Origin of the sequence: Microcoleus sp. T3_B1 (assembly GCF_036700445.1) — a bacterium.
Classification (GTDB): domain Bacteria; phylum Cyanobacteriota; class Cyanobacteriia; order Cyanobacteriales; family Microcoleaceae; genus Microcoleus.
In genome coordinates this window covers 23,998-43,411 of the sequence record NZ_JAUBOX010000014.1, presented here as the reverse complement: position 1 = coordinate 43,411, position 19,414 = coordinate 23,998, and the positions used below count along the sequence as shown (strand labels likewise).

The 19,414-nt window shown below is 46.7% G+C and carries 16 protein-coding genes; 9 read left to right on the top strand and 7 right to left on the bottom strand.

Features of this window, described 5'->3' with window-relative positions; genetic code table 11:
* Positions 1–95 precede the first annotated feature (95 nt).
* Entirely contained in the window at positions 96–977 is an 882-nt protein-coding gene (locus QT990_RS10235) for a choice-of-anchor L family PEP-CTERM protein (RefSeq protein WP_333306651.1), read from the bottom strand.
* A 521-nt stretch (positions 978–1,498) separates the two neighbouring features.
* Positions 1,499–3,226 (bottom strand): gamma-glutamyltransferase, encoded by a 1,728-nt coding sequence (ggt, locus tag QT990_RS10230; RefSeq protein ID WP_333141662.1) that lies wholly within the window; start codon positions 3,224–3,226, stop codon positions 1,499–1,501.
* 1,261 nt (positions 3,227–4,487) lie between these two features.
* On the opposite strand from ggt, the gene QT990_RS10225 reads away from it, so the two are divergent.
* The 8 genes from QT990_RS10225 (at position 4,488) to QT990_RS10190 (ending at position 14,054) form a co-directional block, all read left to right on the top strand.
* A complete protein-coding gene (locus tag QT990_RS10225) occupies positions 4,488–4,748 on the top strand; it encodes a glycosyltransferase family 2 protein (protein ID WP_333141664.1) in 261 nt (86 codons plus the stop codon).
* A gap of 9 nt (positions 4,749–4,757) precedes the next feature.
* Positions 4,758–5,519, top strand: a complete 762-nt coding sequence (locus tag QT990_RS10220) for a glycosyltransferase family 2 protein (RefSeq protein WP_333141685.1) — start codon at positions 4,758–4,760, stop codon at positions 5,517–5,519.
* A gap of 567 nt (positions 5,520–6,086) precedes the next feature.
* Positions 6,087–6,863, top strand: coding sequence for a DUF1350 family protein (locus tag QT990_RS10215; protein WP_333465202.1), 777 nt, complete (start codon positions 6,087–6,089; stop codon positions 6,861–6,863).
* Between the two features lie 379 nt (positions 6,864–7,242).
* On the top strand, positions 7,243–8,433 hold the full coding sequence (locus QT990_RS10210) for a sigma-70 family RNA polymerase sigma factor (RefSeq protein ID WP_333465201.1): 1,191 nt from the start codon (positions 7,243–7,245) through the stop codon (positions 8,431–8,433).
* Positions 8,434–8,996: 563 nt separating this feature from the next.
* The gene (locus QT990_RS10205) at positions 8,997–9,413 is read left to right on the top strand and encodes a hypothetical protein (protein ID WP_333465200.1); all 417 of its coding nucleotides are present in this window, start codon (positions 8,997–8,999) and stop codon (positions 9,411–9,413) included.
* Between the two features lie 184 nt (positions 9,414–9,597).
* Positions 9,598–10,137, top strand: a complete 540-nt coding sequence (locus QT990_RS10200) for a DUF4347 domain-containing protein (RefSeq protein WP_333465199.1) — start codon at positions 9,598–9,600, stop codon at positions 10,135–10,137.
* A gap of 103 nt (positions 10,138–10,240) precedes the next feature.
* Positions 10,241–10,810 (top strand): calcium-binding protein, encoded by a 570-nt coding sequence (locus tag QT990_RS10195; protein WP_333465198.1) that lies wholly within the window; start codon positions 10,241–10,243, stop codon positions 10,808–10,810.
* 742 nt (positions 10,811–11,552) lie between these two features.
* Positions 11,553–14,054 carry a hypothetical protein gene (locus QT990_RS10190; RefSeq protein ID WP_333465197.1) on the top strand — a complete coding sequence of 834 codons (2,502 nt, stop codon included), beginning with the start codon at positions 11,553–11,555 and terminating at the stop codon, positions 14,052–14,054.
* Between the two features lie 464 nt (positions 14,055–14,518).
* Here QT990_RS10190 and QT990_RS10185 read toward each other — a convergent pair whose 3' ends face one another.
* Entirely contained in the window at positions 14,519–14,998 is a 480-nt protein-coding gene (locus tag QT990_RS10185) for an anti-sigma regulatory factor (protein WP_333300324.1), read from the bottom strand.
* A gap of 432 nt (positions 14,999–15,430) precedes the next feature.
* Between QT990_RS10185 and QT990_RS10180 the strand changes: the two genes are divergently transcribed.
* The gene (locus tag QT990_RS10180; RefSeq protein ID WP_333147618.1) at positions 15,431–16,567 is read left to right on the top strand and encodes a SpoIIE family protein phosphatase; all 1,137 of its coding nucleotides are present in this window, start codon (positions 15,431–15,433) and stop codon (positions 16,565–16,567) included.
* 56 nt (positions 16,568–16,623) lie between these two features.
* Here the strand turns inward: QT990_RS10180 and QT990_RS10175 are convergent, their stop codons facing one another.
* The 4 genes from QT990_RS10175 to QT990_RS10160 form a co-directional block, all read right to left on the bottom strand.
* Entirely contained in the window at positions 16,624–16,950 is a 327-nt protein-coding gene (locus QT990_RS10175) for an STAS domain-containing protein (protein WP_333147638.1), read from the bottom strand.
* A 239-nt stretch (positions 16,951–17,189) separates the two neighbouring features.
* Positions 17,190–17,894 carry a helix-turn-helix domain-containing protein gene (locus tag QT990_RS10170; RefSeq protein WP_333147620.1) on the bottom strand — a complete coding sequence of 235 codons (705 nt, stop codon included), beginning with the start codon at positions 17,892–17,894 and terminating at the stop codon, positions 17,190–17,192.
* A gap of 44 nt (positions 17,895–17,938) precedes the next feature.
* Complete coding sequence (dps, locus tag QT990_RS10165; protein WP_333147622.1) at positions 17,939–18,487, bottom strand: DNA starvation/stationary phase protection protein Dps; 549 nt, start codon at positions 18,485–18,487, stop codon at positions 17,939–17,941.
* 70 nt (positions 18,488–18,557) lie between these two features.
* A complete protein-coding gene (locus tag QT990_RS10160; RefSeq protein WP_190733544.1) occupies positions 18,558–18,818 on the bottom strand; it encodes a ParB N-terminal domain-containing protein in 261 nt (86 codons plus the stop codon).
* Positions 18,819–19,414 lie beyond the last annotated feature (596 nt).

Sequence of the window (19,414 nt, the reverse complement as noted above, 5' to 3'; positions counted from 1 at the left end):
TGCCTTCTGCCTTCTGCCTTCTGCCTTCTGCCTTCTGCCTTCTGCCTTCTGCCTTCTGCCTTCTGCCTTCTGCCTTCTGCCTTCAACATCCGTTATTAATTACTTCCGCCACGGCCATTGCGTAACTTTCGTCCAGCAGCCAGCATAGCGCCTCCCGCCATCAAACCCCCCACAGTCATCGGTTCGGGAACCGGCTCAGCTTGAACCGTCCCCACAGAACCGCCTTTAATAAATACAGCAGAATCTAACTTGCCATCGCCCACATCTTTAATGCGGATGCTGAGAACATTCGTCTGATTTTGCTTGAGCAAACCCTCAAAACCTAAAACTTTAGTAAAACCGTCGAGCTTAACGATGTTAGCAGCAATACCTGTCAAACTTGGGTTATCAATATAGTCTGAGTGATATGTAGAGCGATTATATGGATCTGGAACCAGATTATTAATCGTAACTGTTTTTCCGTCGCTCAATTTGGCCAAATTAGTGCCGTTCAGCAGCAGTTCAAAATCGTCATTATATTCTTCATAAGCGCCGAACTCAGGAAACTCCTCAGAAGCAAATACATATTGAAAGAACAACTTTTGAACCGTGCTATCAGCAAAAAAGCTGAGGTTTAGCTGAGTCACATCCCCCTGTTCACCTTCAGGTCCAAAGTCCGTGCTTAAATCGCTGTCCTTTATCGTGAAGTTATCAGTCTGATTCGTACCCGGTATATCGGCGACTCTACCAGTGCTCAGAACAACACCTGATGTCAAACCGAAGGGGTCATTAGTGAAAGTACCAAAAGCAGCCGAATTACCCCTAATTGAAACAGAGAAATTACTCAACCCGGCTGTATTAGCCCCCAATAAATTATTTCTTAAAGTCGCAGTGTTATTAGTTGCCCCTACCGAAAATGCCATTGCTGGCGCTGCCAACAAACTCAGAGCAGTAGTTAATGTAGCTGTTAAGGCAGCAATTTTGTGAGTAATTAGCATAAATTTTTCCTGGAAGATACAAACCTGATTCTCTGCACAACTTAATTTTTACATTATATAAGTATCAATGTCTAGTGCCTTTACAATAACTTTACACATAAGTGTATATACGCTTTCTATGGTTATTCTTTTTGGTAGTTCTTGGCAATAAGTCAGCCTATAAACATCAGCGCAAAAATACGGATGCAAAAATACACGTACACAGACTAATAATTTCAGGACTTACGCACTGGAGACCCAAGAAACCCGGTTTGGATACCGTTGGCGCTCTCCAAAATGACTAATGACTAATAGCTAATGACTAATGACTAAGGACTAATGACTAATGACTCATGACTCATGACCTCCCCCAAAAAAACCATACAAGCCCCCGATTCCTGTCGTAGAGAGATCAAAATTTTTGACCCTAGTTCAATATCCCAGATTCTTCTCTGGAGTAAATCTAAAATCCTTCAACCCTCGCGCCACTCGACCGCTGGCCGAAGTCTAAAATCTAAAATCTCTAATCGACTGACTTTTGACTAAAACCCCCTTGCTTCTCCTTCCCCGCGCCGATCGGCAGCCCCTTCCAACCAACCGTCTGCAGTCAGGACGATCGCATTGGCATTGCCCCAGCCGTCACCTTCAACAATCTGGTGTCCCCGCCGCCGCAACTCCGAAAGCGTCGCAGCCTCAAAACCTCCCCGTTCCACCCTCAGGCGATCGGGCTGCCACTGATGGTGAATCCTCGGTGCAGATACAGCATCGCCGACATTCATGTCGTAAACCAATACGTTCAGTACAATTTGCAACACCGTGGTAATAATCGTGCTGCCTCCGGGAGCCCCCGCAGCGAGGCGAAATTTGCCATTTTCTGTCACGATGACCGGCGTCATGCTCGATAAAGGAGTCTTCCCTGGGGCGATCGAATTTGCCTCGGAGCCCACCAAACCAAACAAATTCGGCACTCCCGGCGCGACTGCAAAATCATCCATCTCGTTGTTGAGCAAAATTCCCGTACCCGCAGCCACGACTCCCGCCCCAAAACCGCCATTCACTGTAAAAGTTAAGGATACCACATTGCGCTCTTTGTCAACTACCGTGAGGTGGGTAGTTTCGGGAGACTCCCACACAAAGCGGCTCAAAGTTTCAGCGTCAACAGCTTTTACCTCGCTGGAGGGTCTGGCTTTTGACATTTGGATTTGCGATCGTCTGAATTTGCCATAATTGGTGCTAGTCAGAGCTTTGACCGGTACACTCACAAAATCCGGGTCGCCCAAATACTCAGCCCGATCGGCATAAGCAATCCTCATACTCTCCGCCAGCAAGTGCAAAGTATCTGGACTTTGCCTCCCCAACCTCTTGAGATCCGTATCTCCCAGAATATTTAAGATTTGCAACAAATGAACGCCGCCGGAAGAAGGAGGCGACATCGCGCAAATTTCGTAAGTGCGAAAGTTGCCGCAAACCGGATTCCGCCAAATCGGCGTATAGTTTTTCAAATCTTCGAGAGTGATAATGCCGCCATTTTTAGCCATATCGGCGGCGATCGCCCGCGCAATGTCCCCGCTATAAAAACTCTGCGGATTTTGTGCAATCTGTCGCAAAGTCCGCGCCAAATCCCGCTGCACCAAAAGCTGACCAGGTTGGTATAAAATGCCACCGCGAGTAAAAACCTCCCGCGCCGCCCGGTTTTTTTTGAGTACATCCTGTCGTCGCCCGGTAGCCGTGGTAAACCGCGAACTTACCGGAAAGCCTTTTTCCGCCAGGGCGATCGCCGGCGCCACCACCTGTGCCCAAGGCAACTTACCATACTCGCGGTGCACCGTATAAAGTCCAGCAACAGTGCCGGGAATACCCGCCGCCAAATGCCCGTCCAGACTTGCCCTTTGGCGCACCTTCCCTTGCTTGTCGAGGTACATATCCCGCGCCGCCCGTTTCGGAGCTCGTTCCCGGAAATCCAGCGCTTGCACAGTCCCCGTTTCCACCCGCCGCAGCAGCAAAAAACCCCCGCCGCCGATACCCGCCGAAAAAGGCTCCACCACCGAAATCGCCAAAGCCGTAGCAGCCGCCGCATCCACTGCATTGCCGCCCTGTTGCAGCACGGCCAGCCCCGCAGCGCTCGCCAGAGGGTGAGCTGAAACTGCCATCCCCTGTTTGCTGCGCTGTTGCTGCAAGTTTGGCTGTAGCTGCTGCTGGCAGCCACCCAACACCAAGACTGTTAGGCAACAAGTATAAATTCGCACTTTACTCAAGAAATTTGGCAACATTTTTTACGGGTGAGGCGAGGATTTTTTACAGTATAATTTTATGATGGTCTTCCCTAAGAACTAGCAATACTAAGTTCAATCGCAGATAAATTACCTGTTATGGCAGACGGAAAAACGATTTGACCCTGGGAGGCGATCGCGGTACAAGAGGAAGAGAAAAATCAGGGACAGCTTATGGCCAATTCATAATTAAACAAGTTTGAAAAAGCATCTTTTTTAAGAAAATACCGATTTCAAAAGAGCTGAGGAACCTACAAAAACGCCGTTGCTGATTTACGATAGAAAAAACTAAAGATGCCAATCATATAAACCAGGATTCACAAAGCTTCTGAATCTTCAAATTATTTTTGTTTCAGAGCATGATTAAGCAACAGCAAAATAATCAGTATTTTAGGTGATGGCTATGGTAATCCAACATAGAGCAGATTTAGCATATAGCAATCCTCGCATCATTTGCATAATTATTGTAGGGGCAATCCCACGCCCGGTTGCCCGATAGATAGGGGGTAGGCACTCTTAGCACTACCCCTACAAATTTATCTGAATCATTTAGGATTGCTATAGCCGTTTTTGGGCAGTTGTTCGACTGGTTAGTTAATCAATACAACAGGATTTACCCAATCTGGCTCTCAAGTTTGATTAAATAATTATAATGAGGCTGGCGAGTGAGGAATCAAAGTCCTCACTCGCCAGCCTCTGGCCCATGAAAAACAATTTTATGCTCACCGATTAACCGGAATCGCTCTGAGTCAGAAACCAGGTTTTTTAGTAGCTCTATAGTTCTCAAACCAATGATTTTGATTGAGACCGGGTTTTTCTGGGTAAGTCCTATTAAAGCAAAAAGATGCGATCGAATTTAGGACAACTCCAGTCCCCCGTAAAAACCCTCAATCCCTCGCACCCGTGGCCTTCGTGTCAGAAAAATTGCCCGCCAAATAATAGTCTGCACTCCGCCTGCTAACGGCTGTCCCCTCCTTATGGTAGCTCGCACTAATGTCCGTAAACCTGTTATATTGGCAGTATCTAGGCCCGTTTCCTGACTACAGGTACTTGCACGTAAATGAGTCAGAGTGTCTGCTTCGAGACTATAGCAATCCTCGCATCAGTTGTAAAAATATGTAGGGGTAGTGCTAAGAATGCCTACCCCAGCCTGCATCGGGGCAACCGGGCGTGGGGAGAGCCCCTACAATAATTACACAAATCATTTAGGATTGCTATATACTTCGGCGAACAACTACCAAACCACACCTTAATGCAAGTTATGAACAGCCAAAAAGTCAGCGTAATCATTCCTGCATTCAATGCTGCCGACACTCTGGCCGAGACAGTTGCCTCCGTACTCAATGGCACCCACAAGAATCTAGAAATTTTAATTGTTGATGACTGCTCTACTGACGCTACTGACAAAGTTGCTGCTAAGCTGGTCGAGCAAGATTCGAGAATTCAATACTTCCAGAATCCCCAAAATTACGGGGTTTCTAAGGCTAGAAATTTAATGATATATCGGGCAACGGGCGAGTAGGTAGCGTTTATCGACAGCGACGATACCTGGGAACCCAATAAGTTAGAAGTTTGTTTGAAGATGCTCGCAGACAATCCCGAAGTCAAAGCTGTGGCTCACGCTTTGCGGTATTTAGACAAGCGCGGCAACAAGTTGAGTTACATTCCCACCTATCCTACCACTAAAGCAGAAATGCAGGCGATTAAGGAGACAGGCGAATGTCCTTGGGTTTTCCCGTCTTCTGTTGTAGTCGATCGCTCTATTCTACTCCAAGAAGGCGGGTTTCCCGAAGATTGGCAGGTAGGAGAAGATACAGAGTTATTTACCAAAATTGCTCAAAAGTACGGTTTGCTAGCGGCGACAGAACCTTTGGGAAATTATCGGATTAGAGGGAACTCTCTCACAGATAAGCACTGGCTGAAGAAGCGCATAGCTTCTGATTGTGTCAAGGAAAACCAACTGTGGCGCTTGCGGGGAGAAAAAGAGTTATCACTCCAGGAGTACGAAGAGTTATGTTTTAAGAATTTGCCGCTTTTGCAAAAGCTTAACAAATTTCGAGAAGTTTTGGCACTGCACTACATGAGAAAGCTGGGACAAAGTTGGTTAAATCGGGAGGTTTTGCCTACTATTGTTTACGGCATCGCTACCACAGTGCTCAATCCTCAAGCTACTGTGCACAAGTGGAAATGGATGAAGACTCACGAAAAGTTGAGTCATCAAACCGCAGAAGGTATCAGTCATTCGCCAGAATTAAACCCCCAGCGATCGTCTGAAATCGGGGGGTTGTCCTAAAGGATGTTATACTTGTATAGCCTTTCTCATTAACATGAGGTGCACACTTGATAAGCGGGCATAGGCCTCCGTGGGCATAGGGCATACCTCACCAAGATTGAGAACTGCTGTATGCGGGTTGAGTCAAGAAATGAGGTGCTGCCAATACAGCCGAATCAAAGTTGATAGCCCTGGGGCTGATTAATACGCGATATTCGGGTTTTGATCCGTATTTGACTGTTAATATCCTGTAGGGTCAATTACCCGCAATACCAGCTACAGCGGCTTGCAGCCGTGCGATGGGACACAATATAAAAATTTTTGAAAGTCGCGGATGTCAGCCTTGAGTTATTCGGCCGCCAGCTTCAACCCTATACAGGGCGAAAATAGCAGCGATCGCCAGCCGTGCTATTTGCCCCCACAACAGTTAGAATAAATAATGTATAAGTAAAAAGGAAAGTTTTTGGAATTAAAAAATGGGTAGCAAACCCCTTTTTGAGGCCGAAAATAAAAGCAAAAATTTATAAAACATTCGGCCTTCTACCTTCAGAGGACGATCGCCTTTTTATTTGGAATTAGATTGAATTTATGGACTGGCAAGAAATTTCTGGTAACTGGGTATTAATTCCTTCAAGACCGATCGCGATCGTACATTTTCTCGGCGGTGCATTTGTGGCGACAGCACCGCAACTCACCTATCGCTGGCTGTTAGAGGCTTTGGGGAATCAAGGATATGTTGTAGTCGCAACGCCGTTTGTCAATACTTTGGATCATATTGCGATCGCCCGCGATGTCCTCAACAAATTTGAAAATGCCCTCGATCGCCTGCGCGCCACTAAATTGCTCAAATCTTCCTATCTCCCCGTTTACGGTATGGGACACAGCATGGGATGCAAACTGCACTTGCTGATCGGTTCTGTATTTGACGTAGAAAGGGCAGGCAATATTCTGATTTCTTTCAACAATTATGCGGCATCCGAAGCAATCCCGATCGTCGAGCAAATTTCCCCCGTCTTTAACGTCGAGTTTACCCCTTCCCCGCAAGAGACTAATCGCCTTGTCCAAAATAGCTATCAAATCCGGCGCAATCTTTTAGTCAAATTTAACGGCGACAATATCGACCAAACCCTGCTGTTGACCAAACTGCTAAAAGCACGATTTCCCGACATGATTACAGTTCAGACTCTAGCGGGCAACCATCAAACGCCCTTGGGGCAAGATGTTAGCTGGCCTGTGGGTCAAATTTTTACGCCATTCGACGCGATCGGGCAGTGGGTCAAACAAGAAGTGTATCGAGAATTAAATGAATTAAAACGGACAATTCTGCTGTGGCTTAATCCTCTGTCCAAGGATTTTAAATCTTAAAGTTCAGATTTTAGCTTGGTGACATTAAATTGAAAAATTACGCATAAACTCTATCTGTAGGGTGCTTATGGCGCACACACTACTTAGGAATTACGCATAAACTCTATCTGTAGAGTGCTTATGGCGCACCTTACACTACCAATAGTGTTAAAAAGCCGTTTGCGTAACTCCTAAAACTGCCAAGGGATGTCTCAGCTATGCACTCATAGCCGCGAAGATCCTACTTTTCCGACTTTTCCGACTTAAAAGATCCGACTTTTCCGACTGACATGAGCCTGAGTGGTGAGTCAACATGGTGATAGGTGCATCTGAGGCTAGGTAAATTACGGCCTAAATTAATCGCCAGTTGTTTGTCCACTTAGAGTTTCGGCACCCACAGATGTTAATTTCTAGTTCTGCATCAGTCCCTTCCTCATGCACTCCAGATATAGATTCAGCTTTTTGGAAATTATGGCAAGATAATCAAGATTACCTTTACCGTTGCTGTCGCAAGTGGATGGGCAACCCAACCGATGCGGAAGATGCCCTCAGTCGCGCGATGCTGAAAGCTTGGGAGAAAGCAAGAGATGGTACGGATGATATCAAAAACTTTAAGGCTTGGTTAACCAAACTGACTTATAACCTGTGCGCCGATATCCATCGAGAGCGCAACAGGGGTGCAGTAGGAGTTGAAAGTTTGGACACCATTGCTTTAGGAAACGAAACCGAATTAATCAGCCAAGAAGAAACACCAGTTCGCGCTGCTATGCGGGGTGAAGTCGAATTATTTTTTCGCGCCGCAATAGATGAGTTGCCAGATAGATTGCGCGAGACTTTTCTTCTCCATTTTGAATCAGGGCTGTCTTATCCAGATATTGCAGAACAGCTTGGCATATCTTACGATAACGTCCGCAAGCGCATTTCCCAGGCGCGGGCAATTTTGCGTCAGCGGTTCAATGAAAATTTCGGGGAAGATGGGACTGACTCGGATTTGTCTAATCCTAAGTCGAGGGTTTCTCCTCAGTCTGCAAAAGGGAAAAAGTCTCAGAATATTGTTGAAAAAAAAACGGTAACAGAGGAGATTGAAGAAAGAGAAATTGTTGCCGGTGGGGAAATTCAAGAATCGGTTTTAGTGAATGCTAAATCTGATGGGGAGATAAAAGAAAGAGAAATTGTTGTCGGTGAGCAACAGCCAGAAGTGGCGGTGTGTGTTTTGCATCTAAGCGCGAAGGATTATTCGCCACTACGGATATTGGCTAATAGTCTGGGGAAGGACAGCGAAAAATCGATCGCCCCTAACGCCTACAGCGGATTGCTTTCTGAGTCTTGGGAAAGCCAAAAAGCTCTTGGTGTGCAGGAGGCATCATTAATGCTGCCGGCACAGGGCTGTTGTACCATCAGCGACTGCAATCCGCTGTATTCCCAGTTTCTCAACAGAGAAAACCAATACTTGACCGATGTTCGATCGCCAGAAATGCGATCGGGCCAGGGTGCAGGAGGCATATCGCGCAACGGTGCGTCTGCTGTATCGCTTTTTCCACTGTACAGGAGGATGTGGGCAGACAGTGGCGGCTGGCTTTCTTCCATCTGAAAAATAGGCAGGCAGAAAATCGCTTTAAATCAGTAGTGCGTAGGTTGGGCCCGTGGAACGAACCCTCCGTTTCACTCCGCCCAACATTTTCTTTAACCCAAGCGTATTGGGCATTAATGCTGCCGCGAGCTGCAATCCCCTATATTCTCGCTTTCTCTATGACTGGCGCGATATGGCGCTAGGCCGAATTTGGCATGGAAAAATTCGGCATCCCTGGTTTCGTCAATCTAGATTTTCAGGAAGAGATAGACCAATACGCTTGGGTTAAAACTATTTATTGCTCGGAGATCCCCTTAAATCCCCCGAATCGTTGCGGGGACTTTGAGTAAGTTCTTGTCCCACCCCCTACTCCCCTTTTTAAGGGGGGTTAGGGGGGATCGAGCTTAACTGAACCGTATTGAGAGATCGACTGCGTAGCAGGAATTGGTCAAATCCTCCCTCAAACCGGGTCACCCCCAAAAGTTAGAGATGTCATCTATCTAAAGACTGAATTATTCACAAATCGCCTTCGGGAAACGTCTAACTAATAGAACACAAAAAACCAACCCTGGAGTTGAAAAATTATGATTCGTCGTATTGCTTTCGTTAGTGGTCTCGTTATTCTCAATGCTTTTGGTTTCGCTACCGTAGCCCGTGCCGGTGAAGGTGGTATAGCAGGTTCCGCAGCTTTCACCGTTAACTCCGACAAAGTTACAGGTGTGGCTGTCTCGGCGGCGGTCGGTAAAGAAAACGCTTCTGCTGCTGCTTTCAACTACAGTGCTGCTGGAGGGGGCAATGCTTTACAGAACTCAGCTTGGGCTCTGGGTAGTGCAGGGATACAGGCTTTTACGACTGTCGGCAATCCGACTGGTTTCGACGTTACGCCCGTTTCTGACACCGCAAGAGCTACCCCACAAGAGAATAAGTTTAATGCTGGAACTGTCAACGTGCAGATTGGTACCGCTACTGGCAATGCTGTTGTTAAGTCTCCCACTCCCTAGAACGGTTGTGAAAGGTTAGCTAGCCAGCTAACCTCACCGGTCAATCAATTTTATCTCCGTTCAAATATCAGATCAGGATCTCCGCTTCCCTCGAACCAACCAGTCAGCCGAGAGCCTTATTAATAGGGTGTTTTTATCCGCAATACCTTCTGATGAATAACAGGACATTCCCCCGATGAAACCCATGCTAAATACTTCAAAAACTATCAATCCAGCCACCAGAATTGTTTTTATCGATGCTGGAGTAGAAAACGCCGATCTACTCATTGAGGATGTCATTTCCACTACTGAAGTCTTTGTCCTAGATGGGACGGCCGATGGCATCGAGCAAATTAGCCTGGTTTTACAACACCGTCCAAATACCGATGCCGTTCATATTATTTCCCACGGTTCCCCAGGTTGCTTGTATCTGGGCAATAGCCAACTAAGTTTAGATACCCTAATCCACTACGCCCCGCATCTCCAAAAGTGGGATGTTGCCAACCTCGTCTTCTATGGCTGTAAGGTTGCAGCCGGAGATGCTGGCGAAGAGTTCATCGCACGACTCCACAAACTAACAGGCGCTCAAATCGCTACCTCTGCCCTACCCATTGGCAGTGCCGCAGGACTCGGTGGTTCTCAGTTGCTCAATAGCGGTTTGGTGAGGACGAACGGTATTAGCTTCCATAACAATTCAGCAATTGGCGGCCACGGCGGCAACTTCTGCGACTTTTTTGCACGCTGACCTCTGTAACTCTTTCAGCGCCAAGTTTTCAGGTGTGTATGGAGGTAAATTATCTCTTCGCTACTTTGACGCAAATTCACTATTTTTCAGGAGAAAGTATTTCATGGCGAGCGAGTTAATCTACGGGCCTATCTACGGTACACCCAATAACGACATTCTGCGGGGTACTGCGGCTGGTGACCAAATCTACGGTGACGCCGGAAACGATGTCCTCTATGGTAACGCCGGAAACGATACCATCAATGGTAATTTGGGCGACGATATTGTCTACGGTGGCAATGATAACGATTCGTTGCGGGGGGGTCAAGGCAGCGATCGCCTTTACGGTGATGCCGGTAACGACGAACTCCTCGGCGATCTGGGTGATGACATCCTCTATGGGGGTGATGGTAACGATCTCCTCAATGGCGGTGCAGGGAGCGATCGGCTCTACGGGGATGCAGGATTTGATACCTTTGTCCTTGCACCAGGAATGGGTCAGGATCTGATCTATGGCTTCCAAGGTGGCCAAGACAGAATCCGATTAAATGGAGGTTTAACTTTCGGCGATTTACAGATTGCCCAAAGTGGTAGTTCCACCTTAATTAAAATTGCATCAACCGGAGAAACCCTCGCTTCTTTAGTTAACACAAATTCTGCCTTAATTGGGAAGGATAATTTTATCCCAATTTAGGGGGATTTGGCTAACTATAGCGCTAGCGTAGTTGTCTAATTGTCTAAATTCTGAAATTATCAGGTGCGTTAACTTCCGTTAGCGCACCCTTGATTCTGATCTTATAATTATTAAACATTCAAAATATTCATCCCAATAAATATTTTTTTATTGCATCTATAGCGAACCTAAATAAATTCTGTAATTCTTGTAGGGGCAAACCCCCCGTGGTTGCCCCGATCCGTGGGGCGTAGGCACGGGGAGTAGGGGTAGCACTACCCCTACATATTTATTTGTACCAATGATTTATACCAATTTAATGTGAAGTTGCACATATCTCGATCCCCCTCGCATACCCCCTACTCCCCCTGATTGTTGGGGAGTAGGGGTTGACTTTGAGAAGAATCTTGTCCCCCCCTTATTAAGGGGGGTTAGGGGGGATCAGATTCTACGGGGCCTCATAAAAAATTGGTATTAGACCCGCTATATATAACACAATACGCTTGGGTTAAAACTATTTATTCCTCGGAGATCCCCCTAAATCCCCCTTAAAAAGGGGGAATTTGAGTAATTTCTTGTCCCACCCTTCGTAGGGGCGGTGCCCCCGTGCCCGCCCTTGGCTAGGGGGGCTCGGAATTAACCCAAGCCTATTGATATATAACAATATTAAAGCCAGAAATAGAATTGTTATTAAATCATCAGGATATCAGGATTGAATCACTGTATTAACTAATATATTTAATCCCTACTTTTCGCGCTTTTAATGATGATTAACCTCCTCAAATTTATCGTTAACCCTACGGCGCTCCTTTCAAGAGCATACAATGCTAGTATTGTCGTCGGTTTGGCTCTCCTGAGCATCGCTTACTCAACCCCAGCCATAGCAGAAACTCGCTCCAATTTACTCGACACATCCAATCAAATGGATGCCTCTGCTGCGAGTGTTTCTGACCTTCCAGAAACGAGCCCTTTATCAGAAACACCCAACTGGTTTACTTCTGCTACAAACCAGGAACCCTCATCCCCAAATTTAGCCTCTGAACCTCAACCCAAAAAACCCCAATCAACTAATAATCCTAACGGATTACCCCAACCTTCTGCGCCATCTACTGACCCCGATTACATTATTCCACCTCCAAGCGCTCCCAGCGTTTCCGACCTTCCACAAGCCACCCCTTTATCAGAAACACCCAACTGGTCTACTTCTGCTACAAAATTGGAACCCTCATCCCAAAATTTACCCTCTGAACCTCAACCCACAAAACCCCAGTCAACTAATAATCCTAACGGATTACCCCAACCTTCTGTGCCATCTACTGACCCCGATTACATTATTCCACCTCGAATCGCGCCCGACGAAAAACTTAGCCCCTTCACGACTACTTTACCTCTCAATGACATTCCCATCAGCCATCTAACTGAATGGGAGTTTAGTGGTTTCCATACTTTTGCTGACACCACAGACAGCGATATTTTTTTTAATGGCACTCTCAAACTTAACAGTCGAGTCAGTGAAAGTTTAAGCCGAAATAATATTTATAGAGTAGACCAAAAAGGCACTTATTTTCAACTGCGGACTGTTCCCCTAGAACGAACAATTACAACCACAACTACCGCACCCCAAACCATGACGGGGTTAGAAATTCAAATGAGTTTAACGGGGGCTTGTATTTTTCCCAATACTCCCAGTGACCAACAATGTACTTATACCCCAGGTTTAGTTATCGATCGCAATAGTATAGATCCAGAGTTTTTCGTGCCTACCCGCGTCTTTCAAACGTCTCAGGTTGGGGAGGTTCTCAAACCAGAAACTTTGGCTTTTATGCAGCTTCCAGGCTTTCAAGGGGGAACCAGCAGTCAACCGATTGGTGTCGATTTTTATTTTCCCAATTCGGGTGCTTATCCGGGAAACAGCCAATCCCAAAAAACAAAAGTTGAGAGAAAAGAAGAAGTTGACTATACGATTGCAGGTACTGTTTCCCGTGTTCGTCAAGTTGTTAAAGCCAATGATCGAGAAGCCGTTTTAGGACGGACTATTCGAGGCTTTACTCTCTTTGTTGATGATGAAAATCGCTGGCTCAATACGGCAATTCAAGCGGGGGCGCAAATTTTACCCGATGTCATTCCTGACCTAGAAGGCAGTAAAAATCCAGTTAATACTAATATCAACCGCAACTTATTTTTAGCGGCTAATAATACTCGTTTACCCAGCAGTAGTTTTACGATATATTCCGCCGGACTCGGACGGGCAGAAAGTTTAACGCCTAATGTCACCAGCTTAAGTCAAGTTCCTAGAGCGAATTATAATAGCCTTTGGCTCGGTCTTTCTCCCGTGATCGATCGCAATATTGAAGATGGTCGAACCTTTTATGATCCAACAGGGCCACAAGTCACCCTTGTAGGTGCTGGTGGAGAAGGTGGAGCAAATAGCAATGTACAGTTATTCTCAGCAGTTAACCAAAATCAGTATTCTACGGCCAATTTGCAGAATTTTTATGCCCAAGTTTATTTAAGCTTTTTACAGCAAGATGTCAACTTTGTTAGAGAAAGTATCTATCGGGAAGAAAGCTCTTACTATCCTCATCTCAGCTTTACCGGAAACTGGACAGGAGTCGAAGATATCCTGCGATACTATACGGGTGTGATTGCTTCAGAAAATCCCAAACTCTACGTCGGTGCTGATTACACGAGAAACACGCTAAACAATTGGAGTTTTCGGGGCGGTGCAATTGGTTATCTCAACCCCGATCGCGATTATTACAGCCAACTTTGGGGGAGTGTAGCCAAAACCTTTCCCTTCAGTAGGCAGGCCAATTTAACCTTATCAACTGGCTTTAATTATGCTCTCGATCGAGAAACAAGAATTGGTGATGTACTTAGTATTTCACCAGCTAGTGAAGTTGCCGTTAGCGCTCGCGTAAATTGGGGAATTTTTTCTCTGGGTTTGACCAACTATTTTGGTGATATCCTACCCAATTCCTACGACGATCGCTTACTGGCTGAGTTAACCATCCGTCCTCTAAGCACTCTCACTCTGTCTGGTTATATCGCCCCCATCGATAAAAACTCAACTCGCTCTCTCTACGGTGCTAGTGTAAGTTGGCAACTGGAAAATAACTACAACAGTCCTACCCTATCCCTGAATTGGCAAAATAACCAATATGATTATGGCGATGATGTTTTGGGGAATCGTTTATTATTGAATGATAATGTTTTTACGATCCTTTTTCGGATTGGTTCTCCAGCTAATCCGCTCTCTCGTTAATCTTACTCAGATTAGAAGCCAACTAATTTGCTAAAATAAAAAATCAGACTTCTGCCTCATCCCCGCCTGTGAACCGTTTGAGAAAATCTAAGGAATGAGAATTAAATAACTTCCACTCTTGAAAGTGGGATGGGCGTCCCGCCCGTCTTTTTTGGACGGGCGGGACGCCCATCCCACCATAACAATTAAAATTGTAAGTTATTTAATTCGCGATCCTAAGCCAATAGGGACTCTCACCGAGATTACCTCCTTTGCGAGTTAATCTGCTTCGGACGGCAGTGCCATAATATTTTAGGGTAATAAGTACGGAAGAACCGGAAATACCGATGCTATGGGAACTGCCAGTATCTAGCGAAGCAGTCAAATCAAAAGATCATAAGCTGCGTAGCCGCTTAAGAGTCACCCTGGGTTCTGAGGGAAGGGTTGAGGCTACCCTCAACCCTTACCCGCTAAAAATATTAGTGTTATTTTCGAGCGTCGATACAGGGCGAATAATTTTTGACCATCGACAAACAGTTCCGTCCATCAGCCATTCTCTCGTAACTAATACTGTCTGCGATGTCTTTGATCAATTTTAGGCCCCGCCCGCCCGGAGAGTGAACATCGACTTTTTCCGAAATATCTTGGATTTTTTTCTCTAAATCAAACGGATCGCCCGAGTCCCAAATTTTAATCTCTAAAGATTCAGCGAATACCGCCACCTGAATCTCCACAGGCAAATCCGCTGGTTTGCCCTTGTGGGCGTGACGCACCGCATTCGTAAAGCCCTCAGCCAAAGCCAACTGACACCTGATCCACACACTTGTAGGAATTCGCGAGTCGTACAATTGTGCAAACCACGACAAAACCCAGCTTAATCCATTCAGACCTGTATTGACTTGAAGATCCGCTTTTTTTAGCATCGGCAACTTTTCGGAACCCTTTAATTCAATCACGCTCACCACACAAGTTCTTCATCGGCCCGTGGGCAAAATACAACGAGACAAAATACAACCAGATAAAATACAACGAGACAAAGTATAACGGCGGCAAAATTGAATGGTAGTTTGAGGATACTAGCTTTGGTGGGCCGTCGATCGATGTCTAATCCACTAATCGGTTAGCCACTATACCATAAATAGCATTTTCATGTCAACCAGCGCCTGTGGGAAATAAAAGTCTATAAAAATTTATATTCTGAGTATAAACTGAGTGAAGTTCGATCGCGCCAAATTTCTATCAAATTTTAACGTAAATTGAACTCAACGACCCGCCCTCAAAAGCAATTACCTCGAAAGCGATGTCAATCAACTATACTCAATCTCAGACAAGGGCGCTGACAGGATATATTTTAAATGACCCCCAGACCTTGAAAAACTTGTAGTACCTAAGTGCCCATGTTTCAAATTCTGGTTATTGACGATGATACGGCTGTTCAAGAACTGCTGAGAAGAACCCTGAAAAAACAGGGTTACGAAGTAACAGTAGCAAGCAATGGCGAAGACGGTGTAGCCCAGGCGCAAAAATTGCGTCCGGCCCTGATAATTTGCGATTGGATCATGCCGCGCTTGACCGGCATCGATGTCTGCCGTCGAGTTAAGGCAGATCCGGATCTGTCAACTACACAATTCTTTTTGTTGACTTCTTTGGGTTCGATCGCCGATCGAGTCAAAGGGCTCGACGCAGGTGCCGACGATTTTATCTCCAAGCCGATCGAACTCAACGAGTTACAGGCGAGAGTACGCGCGGGATTGAGGCTGCACCAACTCAGCCGAGATTTGAAAATAGCCAAGCAAAGTCTGGAAGCCGAGTTAGCCGAGGCCGCCGAGTACGTGCAATCGCTGCTGCCAGATCCGATGACGGAACCTATCAGCATCGAAGCAAAATTCATTCCCTCCCGGCAGTTGGGGGGAGATTGCTTCGACTACAACTGGCTAGATGCCGATTATTTGGCGATTTACTTGCTAGACGTAGCCGGTCACGGTTTGCGGGCGGCGCTGCCTTCGGTGGCCGTGCTGAATTTGCTGCGATCGCGCACGCTCCCAAACATAGACTACTACAAACCCAGCGACGTTTTGCGCGCCCTGAACACCACCTTCCAGATGAGCTACCAAAATGACAAGTATTTCACCATCTGGTACGGCGTTTACAACCGCATTTCTCGCCAGCTAGTTTATGCCAGCGCCGGCCATCCACCAGCCGTCTTGATTTCCCAGTCCCCTGCGAGCACCGCTAAAATCCAGCGATTAAAAACCCCCGGAATGCCGGTCGGGATGTTCCCCGACGCCCCCTATGTCGATAATTGCTGCGATGTCGAGGATTTGAGCACTCTCTACATCTTTAGCGACGGGGTATACGAGATCCACCAACCTGACGGCAATATCTGGGGGCTTGACCCTTTCATCGACCTGTTAGCAGCTTACAACGGTGCAAGTGCCGACCAGTTAGAGCTGGTTTTGAACTACATTCAAAAGTTGAACGCTAAAGCAGTTTTTGATGATGATTGGTCTTTACTCAAGGTAAACTTTGGCTAGCTGACTTCTTGCATTGCATCTGCGACCAAATAGCAAGAAGGCAGCAGCCCAAAGATTTAGTTAGTTGAGAGAATTTTGCTATTAAAAGCATCGCGGTTCTGAAATATCTCGAAAACTCGATCCATACTGGTGAGTTCAAATAAGATGCGGATTTGCTCGTTGATAGAACAGACAACTAATTGACTCCCAGCGGCCCGGACTGTTTTGAGTGCCAAGACTAAAGCGCCCAAACCAGAACTATCCATAAATGTCACATCAGTGAAGTCTATCAATACCACATCAGCTCCCGCTTCCACTAGGTCGCTAATCTCTTGGCGGAATTGACTTGCCTTGGTGCCGTCTAAAATGCCAGAGGGCTGAATAATTTTAACTACAGGACTCATATTTTGCGGTGGGAATGTCAGAATTTCTAGCCAGACTAGGCTAGTATAGCTGCGAGATGGACTCCGATCCAAATAAGAGAGTGGGAAAGCGCCAGAGCCTGAGAGCGGGAGAATAGTTTTGAGTGCAAAAGATGGTGTTCGTCGCGGATCGTAACGCCGATCGCAGTCGCAGCGCTTCGCCGGGAGTGAATTTTGAGATAGGGACAATCTTTGTTCTGCCGAATGCCTTCTGGTATTAATCAAACTGGGCTAACTTTGGCGCGGTAGAGCAGTTTTTCGCCTTGTCTGTAGCCTGTGTAGCGGACTTTGACGGGTTCTCCGGGCTCGGCTGTTCCTTCCATGAGCTGATGCTCTTGGGGGTTGTAGGGAATCTGGACTCCGACTGGGGCGATCGACTCCACTCCCCAATGCTCCAATAACTGCTCGACGGGCCGCAGCAAGGGCAGTAGTTTCTGAGCCCGCAAGTTGTGATTTTCCTGAGCTTTGCTCGCAGCCGTCGGCCACTGCAACATCCAAGATTCTAAAATTTGCACGCTAGATAGCTGGAATTCCTGCATCAAAGATTCTCGCTGCTGTTCGATCGAAGCTTGCAGGCGCTGATATTCTTGTTCTAGGGCTGTCGGTGGTGCCTTTTCTAACTCTACATAGTTTGGCGCCAAGGTTGCGAGCAGTTCGGGTAAGGAAATTTGCAAAGCTTGACTAATTTTGAGCAGGATGTCGGCTCGGGTTTGCAAAGCTAAACCGCGACGCAGGCGACTTAGCTGGATCTCGGAAACTCCTGCTTTTTGGCTGAGTTCTCGATCGCTCGAAAGCCCCGCCTGTTCCATCAGGCGTTGCAGTTGAAGAGCATAATCTGGAATATTGGCAGTCACGAAAAACTCATCCAAATTAATAAATGGACATATTCTCGATCGTAAACTGTCACGAGCCTTAAGGAAATACATCTGTGGGGCGGGCTCGGGCGCCCACCCCACAACTGTTTTTGTGGCTATTTGACGGCAACTTTTTCGGGGGCGGCTGTTGCAGTTGTCGCAGAACCTTGCAAATGCGCTTCTAGGAACCACAAACGCTTGTCAATTGTCCGCGAAATTTCGGTGTAGAGATCCGCTGTATCGGCGTCGCCGAGTTCGTCTGCTTTGCCGATGGCGACTCGCAGGTGTTGGGCGTAGGGCGCGTAGCGATCGGCCAAAGCCGTCACATATTCTTTCCCGTCTAAAATGTCGAAAGGAAACTCTGGCAGGATGGAATCTGCGGCTGCTGTGCGGACTGTTCCTACAGCCAAACCGCCCAAAGCTGTGACCCGTTCGGCAACCAAATCGATGTATTCTTCGAGTTCTGTTGCCATTTCGTCAAACAGCAAGTGCAACTGGTAGAAGTCCATGCCTTTAACGTTCCAGTGAGCTTGCTTAACTTGAGTTTTTAAGTCCAGAGTCGTTGCCAGCGTGGCGTTGAGCAGCCCGACTACTTGAGAGCGGGTGGCTGCTGACATATCGATGCGGGTAGGGTAAAGATGTTGTTTGTGGTTGTTGGTAGTCATAGGTTTTTAGCTTGTTATTAGTGATGGTCGATCGAATATCTTTGCCTGTCGTGAATTTCTGTTGAGAGGCTCAGGCTAGGTGCATCTGCAACACGGCACGGGGAGCTCGGCGTACTTTACAGCGGATAGTTTCTAAACCGAGACGCTGGCAAGCTTCGTAGCGGTGGCAGCCGGAAAATCCGTAATACTGTCCATCTACTTCTAGCACGTCGATGGGTTCGTTTAAACCTACCTCGCGGATGGATTCCATGAGGGCGGCGACTTTGGTTTGGTCGTTGACTCGCGGCAGGGGGCGGCGAATCTGGTTGAGGGGTATTTCTTCGATCCTCATGGCGTTGGTCTGTTTTGCTTCTTGTTAAATCATACTCGTAATGACTTCGTTTTAGCAATAAAAATGTCAGGAAATTTTGAGATTGGCAGAAGGGGGGCGTGCGATCGCCCGTTTGCTGTAGTGTCGGGGAATGGAGGGCGATCGAATGCGAGTGGGAGAATCAGCATGAAAATTTCTGTCTCATCAACTGGGTAGCTCAATTGATTATCCGTGTCTTGACATTCTCATCAACTGGGTAGCTCAATTGATTATCCGTGTCTTGACATTTGAATGCGGTAATTTGAATCCCCTCAAGTTATAATTTTGTTAGGCTTTGCCTAGGACAATTGTTAATTTACTGCATAACAAATAAATTCGCTGCGATATAATGCCGTAAACTACCCGCCGCTAATTCGGAGTACCGAATCTAGCGGGGGCTTTTAAGAGAAGCCCAGAGTTTACCCGACTAAGTACCTTGTGTACTTCGTTTTAGAAGCCATCACACCTACGGATACGAAGCCAGTCTGTAGCTCTGTGGTCAACGATTAAACAGACATATCGGGTCGAAGTCAGTGTCGTTGACGCGACAAACTTCTAAAACATTGTCAAGGCTAACA

Bases quoted from the DNA above. Each gene is read 5' to 3' on its own strand.
- QT990_RS10195 (WP_333465198.1), top strand. From the start codon at position 10,241: ATGGCGAGCGAGTTAATCTACGGGCCTATCTACGGTACACCCAATAAC.
- QT990_RS10215 (WP_333465202.1), top strand. From the start codon at position 6,087: ATGGACTGGCAAGAAATTTCTGGTAACTGGGTATTAATTCCTTCAAGA.
- QT990_RS10175 (WP_333147638.1), bottom strand. From the start codon at position 16,950: ATGAGTCCTGTAGTTAAAATTATTCAGCCCTCTGGCATTTTAGACGGC.
- ggt (WP_333141662.1), bottom strand. From the start codon at position 3,226: ATGTTGCCAAATTTCTTGAGTAAAGTGCGAATTTATACTTGTTGCCTA.
- QT990_RS10190 (WP_333465197.1), top strand. From the start codon at position 11,553: ATGATGATTAACCTCCTCAAATTTATCGTTAACCCTACGGCGCTCCTT.
- QT990_RS10180 (WP_333147618.1), top strand. From the start codon at position 15,431: ATGTTTCAAATTCTGGTTATTGACGATGATACGGCTGTTCAAGAACTG.
- QT990_RS10170 (WP_333147620.1), bottom strand. From the start codon at position 17,894: ATGTATTTCCTTAAGGCTCGTGACAGTTTACGATCGAGAATATGTCCA.
- QT990_RS10210 (WP_333465201.1), top strand. From the start codon at position 7,243: ATGTTAATTTCTAGTTCTGCATCAGTCCCTTCCTCATGCACTCCAGAT.
- dps (WP_333147622.1), bottom strand. From the start codon at position 18,487: ATGACTACCAACAACCACAAACAACATCTTTACCCTACCCGCATCGAT.
- QT990_RS10160 (WP_190733544.1), bottom strand. From the start codon at position 18,818: ATGAGGATCGAAGAAATACCCCTCAACCAGATTCGCCGCCCCCTGCCG.
- QT990_RS10205 (WP_333465200.1), top strand. From the start codon at position 8,997: ATGATTCGTCGTATTGCTTTCGTTAGTGGTCTCGTTATTCTCAATGCT.
- QT990_RS10235 (WP_333306651.1), bottom strand. From the start codon at position 977: ATGCTAATTACTCACAAAATTGCTGCCTTAACAGCTACATTAACTACT.
- QT990_RS10225 (WP_333141664.1), top strand. From the start codon at position 4,488: ATGAACAGCCAAAAAGTCAGCGTAATCATTCCTGCATTCAATGCTGCC.
- QT990_RS10200 (WP_333465199.1), top strand. From the start codon at position 9,598: ATGCTAAATACTTCAAAAACTATCAATCCAGCCACCAGAATTGTTTTT.